At 69.4% G+C, this 3850-nt stretch carries 1 protein-coding gene; it reads left to right on the top strand.

Annotated features, from left to right (window positions below; all coding sequences use genetic code 11):
• A partial coding sequence (gene glgB, locus AC5RV2_RS15695; protein WP_494093103.1) for a 1,4-alpha-glucan branching protein GlgB occupies nucleotides 1–3611 on the top strand: 3611 nt, incomplete at its 5' end.
• Between the last annotated feature and the right edge of the window lie 239 nt (nucleotides 3612–3850).

Here is a 3850-nt window from a genome sequence, read left to right as displayed (position 1 = left end):
CGGCCGGCGGTGCCGCGGGCGGTACCGGAGAGCGCTGGATTTACGACGGCGCCCACGACCCGGTGTTCGTGGCCGCCTGGCTGGAACTGATGCGGCGGCAGTTGGTGACCGGCGACGGGCATACCCGCGGCCATGCCGGGGCCGGGTTCGATTCCTGGCCGCAGTTCGCCACCGGGCTGCAGGCCTCCGTACTGCTGGGTGAGCAGTCGAACACCTCGGTGGTGGTCGAGTCCGACCAGGGTCCGCTGATCGTGAAGTTCTTCCGGGTGCTGGAAGCCGGCACCAATCCGGACGTCGAGGTCGGCGTGCTGCTCACGGAGGCCGGGTGCCGTGAAGTCCCGGTCACGTACGGCTGGGTGACCGGCGGCTGGCTGACTCCCGGACAGGACAGCGACGGCGGCGACCGCCTCTGGGACACCGGACACCTGAGCGTGCTGCGGGAATTCATTCCGGACAGCCAGGATGCGTGGCGCACCGCGTCGGGCTCCGCCCTGGACGGCACGGACTTCAGCTCCCAGGCCCGCGAGCTCGGCGCCGTCACCGGACGGATCCACCGCAGCCTGCGCGACGCGGCCGGAGCCTCCCCGGCGGATGCCAAGGCCGTCGAGGCGTTCAAGGCCGCGCTGGCGGAACGGATCCGCTGGGGCTGGGCCCAGGCCGGGGCGTCCGTGGGGCCCCTGGACGACGCGGTGCAGGAACTGCTGGACCGGCTGGATGAGGTGACCGAGCTTCCGGAGTTGCAGCGGATCCACGGCGACTACCACCTGGGCCAGGTGTTGTTCTCGGCACAACGGGGCTGGGTAGTGCTCGATTTCGAGGGCGAACCGCTGCGGCCCATGGGCGATCGCGGCACCGACGACGTGCCGCTGCGCGATGTGGTGGGCATGCTCCGCTCGTTCGATTACGCCGCCGGCGTCGCCCGGCTCGCGGAGCCCGACGACGCAGCCGGTGCCGCCGCCGACAACTGGGCGGCGCAGGCCAGCTCCGCCTTCCTGGACGGCTACCGGGAAGGGACGGGCGAGCCGGTGGACACCTCCTCCACGCTCTTCCGAGCGCTGCTCCTGGACAAGGCCCTCTATGAAGTGGTGTACGAACAGCGCAACCGCCCGCGCTGGGTACAGGTGCCGGTCCGCGGCGTACGCGAGGCGCTGGCGCCGCTGGCAGGCACCGGCACCAGGCCCGGTAGCGGCCGGACTTCTGCCGCAGTCGGAGCGGCGGCGCCCGTCGCTCCCGCCGCCGCGGGTGCGCCCGCGGCAGGCACTTCCCGCCCGGCCGGCACTTCCGGCGCGGCCAACACTTCCGGCGCGGCCGGCACTTCCCGCGCGGCCAACACTTCCGGGACGGCCAATACTTCCGGCGCGGCCGGCGCCCCCGGACCGGGATCGCCGTCGGGCAGCCGCTTCGGCACCCCGGTGCGTGTCGAGCCGGAGGTGCTCTCCGCCGTCGCGCACGGGTCCTACCACCAGCCGCACGCCGTGCTCGGTGCCCACCTGGACGACCACGGACACGTCACGGTCCGCACCCGGCGCCCGCTGGCCGATTCGGTCACGGTGATCACGCCGTCACTGCGCGTGCCGATGGAACACGAGCACGAGGGCATCTGGGTGGCGGTCTTTCCGGCCGACGATCCGGGACGCGTCCCGGATTACCGCCTCGAGGTGGCGTACGACGGCGGTGCTCCCGCCATTAGCGACGATCCGTACCACTACCTGCCCAGCCTGGGCGAAATCGACCTGCACCTGATCGGCGAGGGCCGGCACGAAACCCTGTGGACCGCGCTCGGTTCCCACGTGCGCCGCTACAACTCCGCGCTGGGCGACACGTCCGGGGCCAGCTTCGCCGTCTGGGCGCCGAATGCCCGGGCCGTCCGCGTCAAGGGCGACTTCAACCACTGGGACGGCGCCCGGCACGCGATGCGCTCGATGGGCGGATCCGGCGTGTGGGAACTGTTCATCCCCGGCGTCGAGGCGGGCGCCGTCTACAAGTACGAGTTGCTGGGCCAGGACGGCCAGTGGCGGGAGAAGGCCGACCCGATGGCCCGCTGGACCGAGGTCCCGCCGTTGACCGGGTCCCGCGTGGTCGAATCGCACTACCGCTTCGGCGACCAGGAATGGATGGAGCGGCGTGCCGCCCGCGACCCGCACAACGGGCCGATGAGCGTGTACGAGGTGCACCTGGGGTCGTGGCGGCTGGGGCTGGACTACCGGCAGTTGGCCGACCAGCTCGCCGAATACGTCAGCTGGCAGGGCTTCACGCACGTGGAGTTCATGCCGGTGGCCGAGCACCCGTTCGGCGGATCGTGGGGCTATCAGGTCACCTCCTATTACGCGCCGACCTCGCGCTTCGGGCACCCGGACGACTTCAAGTACCTCGTGGACAGGCTGCATCAGGCGGGCATCGGCGTCATCCTGGACTGGGTTCCGGCGCACTTCCCCAAGGACGAGTGGGCGCTGGCCCGGTTCGACGGCCAGTCGTTGTATGAACACGGCGACCCCCGGCTGGGCGAACACCCGGACTGGGGCACGCTGATCTTCGACTTCGGCCGCCGCGAGGTGCGCAACTTCCTGGTCGCCAACGCGCTGTACTGGCTGGAGGAGTTTCACATCGACGGACTCCGGGTGGATGCGGTGGCCTCCATGCTGTACCTCGACTACTCGCGCAATGACGGGGAGTGGGTCCCCAACATCCATGGCGGCCGCGAAAACCTCGAGGCCATCTCCTTCCTCCAGGAAGTCAACGCCACCGCGTACAAGCGGGTGCCGGGCATCGTCATGATCGCGGAAGAGTCCACCGCGTTCGACGGCGTGACCCGCCCGACCAGCGCGGGGGGTCTCGGCTTCGGGCTGAAGTGGAACATGGGCTGGATGCACGACACCCTGGAATACATCGCCGAGGACCCGGTCAACCGGATGTACCACCACGGCAAGGCCACCTTCTCGATGGTCTATGCCTACACGGAGAACTTCCTGCTGCCGATCAGCCATGACGAGGTGGTCCACGGCAAGGGGTCGATGCTGCGCAAGATGCCCGGCGACCGTTGGCAGCAGCTGGCCAACCTGCGCGCCTACTTGGCCTTCCAGTGGGCGCATCCGGGCAAGCAGCTGATCTTCATGGGTACCGAATTCGGCCAGGAATCGGAATGGTCGGAGCAGCACGGGCTGGACTGGTGGCTCTCCGAGAATGTTCCGCACAAGGGGCTGCAGCACCTGGTCCGCAACCTCAACGGGATTTACCGTTCCACGCCGGCTCTGTACGAGCGGGACAATGAGCCGGCCGGCTTCCAGTGGATCGACGAGCACGACGGCGCGCACAACACGCTGTCCTTCATCCGCTGGGACCAGCAGGGAAACCCGCTGGTCTGCGTGGCCAACTTCTCGGGTTCCCCGCACGAAGGGTTCCGGCTGGGGATGCCGTGGGCGGGCGAATGGGACGAGGCGTTGAATACCGATGCCGCCGAATACGGCGGATCCGGCGTGGTCAACTCGGGTGCGGTCACCGCCGTGGAAGGCGGCTGGAAGGGCAGCCCCGCTTCCGCGACGCTCCGGGTGCCGCCGCTGGGCGTGGTGTACCTGAAGCCTGCCGGTGGCCCGGCCCGGGTGGACGAAAGATGAACGGCAGCGGAATTTACATCCGCGCCGGCCGGTGGTAGAGTTTAAAGCCGCGCAGGGCGGTAAGGCCGCCTCGCCGGAGCCGGCCGAAGGCAGTTGCCAACGGGCGGAGCGGGACCGGGCAGTTTGACAAGGACTGCCGGCGCGGGTAAGTTAGAAAAGTTGCTCCGGAGCGATGGAGGGCCTGAGAGGGTCGTCCTGGTGCCGGGTGCTCCTGTTGTTTGAGAACTCAATAGTGTGCC

The sequence above is a fragment of the Arthrobacter sp. Y3225116 genome (assembly GCF_059091245.1).
The sequence above is the reverse complement of the archived record's forward strand: the minus strand, read 5'-3'. Positions and strand labels throughout refer to the sequence as shown.